The following is a 3,821-nucleotide window of genomic DNA, read 5'->3' as shown; positions in this document are numbered from 1 at the left end:
CACTATTGAGGGGAGTGCGTAGTTCATGACTCATATTAGCTAGAAATTCACTTTTTGCTTTGTTTGCTGTTTCTGCATTTTCCTTTGCTATTTGGAGTTTGACTTGAGTTACTTTTAGCTGCTCTAGAATTTCCCGTAATTCTAGGTTGCTTTTTTCTAGGTCTTTCTTAGCTTTAACCCAATCAGTAATATCAGTAATAAAACCCTCAATAAATTGTACTTCTCCCTTTTGATTAAAAATTCCTCGTCCTTGTTCCCACATCCATTTTTCTGTTCCTTGCTGAGAGATTAAGCGATAAGTTGCTCGAAATGGTCTTTTTTCGGCGATCGCTTGTTGTACCTGTTGCCAGAGTCTATCTCGCTCTTCGGGATGAATTAATTGAGCATATAGAGAACTCTTTATTAAATCTTTAGGTAAATAACCAGTCAAATTATAGCATCCTTGACTGACAAAAATCATAGTCCAGTTGGAGTCATTGAGGCAACGATAGGCCATCCCAGGTAGATTACTCATCAGAGTAGTCAAAGTTCTTTGGCTTTCGATTAGAGAAACTGTCCGTCGTGCTACTTCTTTCTCTAATTCTTGATTAGCTTTTTCCAGGGCTTTTTCTGCTTGCTTTCGAGGACTAATATCATGTACCATGACCAATACTTCGTCTTTCCCCAAAACCATAATCCGTACCTCTTCATACCGGATTTGACCATTAAATATAATTTGATGCTCGTAGACTTGCAGTTTACCTGTCCCTAGGGCTTCCTGAATATAGTGCATTCGCCTTTCTGCTAAATCAAATGGTAATGATTCCTTGACAGTTTTTCCTTCTTTGAATGCTTTGATATCATAAACACCTGGTAGCCCACTGCTACCCATGATATCTATATAACTTCCGTCACTTCTAGCACGAATCATCAAATCAGGAATGGTGTTGATAATTGCACGATTGGTCATCTCACTCTGACGCAAAGCATCAAATGATTCCTCAAGTTGCCTTGCCATTTTGTTAAAAGACTCTGCTAAAATATTAGTTTCAATAAAAAAACTGGGTTCTATCTGCTGCTTGAGATTACCTTGAGCTAGTCCATCTGAAGCTTGGGATATAATTCTCAAGGGAGCGGTAATCCAATCGGCAGTCAAGGAACACGCGATCGTAGCCAGACCAATTGCCAGAAAACAAAGTAGAACAGTCTGACGATTATTAGCGTAGATTTGTTCCATAAAATCTGCTTCTGGTACAACGATCGCCACTAACCAATTCAAACCTTTGTCATCGCGAAACGGTAAAACTTGTAGAAAGTAATTTTTATTCTCAATCTCAAAACGAATTTGCTGAGAACTTGTGATTTCCAAGAAATCACTAAATTTTCCTAATAAGTATTGACTGGTTGCTCGTGTAATTGAATTGCTACTGTCTGTAGCTTTAATTCTTTCTATGGAAGTATCTGTCTGAAGGAAAGGAATTTCCCCTGTTGACGTCGCTACCAACAGTCCATTTGATTCAATAATAAAACTCTGTCCAGTTTTACCAATTTTGAGACTTTGGAGAAAATCTCCAATTTCAGAAAGGTGCATCAGGATATAGAGAACTCCTTTTAAATCACCTTGTTTGCTATAGACGGGATGTACTGCACTCATTGCCAATACAGACTGTGTTAAACGGGGAAAAATTCCACTCCATACTGGTTTGCCCGCCTTGACTGCATCTTGATACCAAGGGCGCTGATCTATGTTAAATGGTGTAACTTTAATTAAAGTTGTTGGTTCCCCTGACTGATCGACAGCGTATGTTTCCATTTTCCCATCTGTTGTTGCATTTAATACTCTGACTACACCTGTGACATTTTCAACAGAGCTAACTGCAACAATTTCCCCTTGAGCATTGCCAATTCCAATATCAGTGACTGACTTAAAGATATGTAGCTGCTGCCAAAAATAACGTCTTAATTCAGTTAAATCTCGTACATTTATATGACCGCGAGCAATTGCGGCTTGATTATTCTGATGGATTAAGTGAGGGATACTTAAAAAAGTTTGTAACTGTTGGTCAATACGATTACCAATTTCTGTACATAATTGTAACGCCAAGGAATTCACAGTCTTTTGTCCGTTACGAAACGAGAGCCATCCGGTCAACCCAACCGCTGCAACAATCTGTATGACAAACGATACTACAAGGGTAGTGCGAATGCTCAATTTGGGGATTGGGGTAGTTTTTTTACAGTTCATTTTATAGAAAATTGAGCCAAAGTTTCTCCTTCTTGGAGTCATTTCAGTTATCAGTTATTAGTTATCAGTTAACAGTACCTCAAATCTGAAATAGGAGGTTTGAAATACTGAATTTAATTTTTTTTGATCCTCTTAAAAAGGGCAGGAAGACCCTATTTTTTTATTCAGAGTTACTTTACTTGTATAGATCAATTTAGGTTAAGTTTAAGTTAAGTTTAGGTTAAGTATGAAATACACCTAAGGGCATCCTCAAAAATGACCTTAAAAAAAAATAAGGACTTTCACTAAAACTAACTAAAAAGATACTTTTGATGAGAAAGTGTTATTAATAATAGCAAGAATTTAGGAATGCTAGGATACTAAATTTATAGTATTTTAAATACTAAGTTGATATTTACTTTAAAAGGGTTTTACTACCATGAGCAATTTTGAAGAACTTTTAGCATTAGCCGAAGAATTAACACAAGAAAAAATGGGTAATAGTTTTAGTGATTTACAGCGTACTGTATTACTGACTACTTTACAAGGAAATAGAATGACTTACGATCAAATTGCAGAAGAATGTGGTTATTCTCCTAAATATTTGAAGCAAGACATTGCACCTAAACTTTGGCAACTTCTTTCTGAAGTTTTGGGCAAAAAAATTACTAAGTCTAATATTAAAGCTATACTAGAAAAAAAACTAGAGACAAAAATACCTGATCAGCCACAAGTGCCTGAATCGTCTTTGTCTATGTCTTTTTCACCTGTTTCCTTGTCGCCAGTTCCCTCGTCTCCAGTTGACTTGTCCCCAGTTCTCTCAGTTTCTGAGAAGGGTAATATTCTATTGGTGGATGATCAGCCAGAAAATCTCAAACTGTTGTCTGATTTACTGGAAGAACAAGGATATGAAGTACAACAAGCAATTAATGGTGTAATTGCATTACAAGCGATTACCGTAGGATGTCCTGATGTGGTATTGTTAGATATTCATATGCCACAGCTAGACGGCTATACTGTCTGTCAAAAACTTAAAGAAAATCCTAAAACCAAAGATATTCCAGTGATTTTTGTTAGCGCTCTTGATGAAGCCTGGGATAAAGTTAAAGCTTTTTCTGTAGGTGGTAGTGACTACATTACCAAGCCTTTTAAAACAGTTGAGGTATTAGCTAGAGTTGAAAATCAATTAAAAGTTAGACATCTGCAACTACAAGTTAAATGTTTGCAAGAAGAGTTAGAAAAGAAAAACTACCAGTTACAACAAGCTCTACAAAAGTTACAAAGCACTGACTATCAAGGTTTTTCACCCCCCTTAAACTCATTGTTGAATAATGCTTGATATCTTCTTTTCGCTTTTTTCTTGTTCTCTTCTTTGATTTCTAGGCGGGTCTCTTCGCCATATCCAATCGACCAAGAGAAGAAAAAAATCCTTTTAGCCAATCCTTCTATTACAGAAGAGGTATAGCAATGTGCGCTGGGATATTTACAAATTACAAGAACTGTCCAATAGCTAAAAGCCTTATATTATCGGTTTTTTATTCCCCCTGTTGCCTGTTGCCTCTCTTGGTGCGCATTCCCTTGCGACTGGCGTCGTCGCGGGGTCGCACCGCTGTTGCCT

General features: G+C 37.1%; 2 protein-coding genes. One reads left to right on the top strand and one right to left on the bottom strand.

Translation table 11 applies throughout. The features are described 5' to 3' along the window. Positions 1–2,266: PAS domain-containing protein (locus D5R40_RS30950; RefSeq protein ID WP_124155724.1), on the bottom strand; the 2,266-nt coding region annotated here is incomplete at its 3' end. Between the two features lie 376 nt (positions 2,267–2,642). On the opposite strand from D5R40_RS30950, the gene D5R40_RS40360 reads away from it, so the two are divergent. Continuing rightward, on the top strand, positions 2,643–3,542 hold the full coding sequence (locus D5R40_RS40360; RefSeq protein ID WP_240038890.1) for a response regulator: 900 nt from the start codon (positions 2,643–2,645) through the stop codon (positions 3,540–3,542). Positions 3,543–3,821: the final 279 nt, after the last annotated feature.

Origin of the sequence: Okeania hirsuta (assembly GCF_003838195.1) — a bacterium.
Classification (GTDB): domain Bacteria; phylum Cyanobacteriota; class Cyanobacteriia; order Cyanobacteriales; family Microcoleaceae; genus Okeania; species Okeania hirsuta.
Note: the sequence above shows the minus strand (reverse complement) of the source record. Positions and strands in the feature narration are given on the sequence as shown.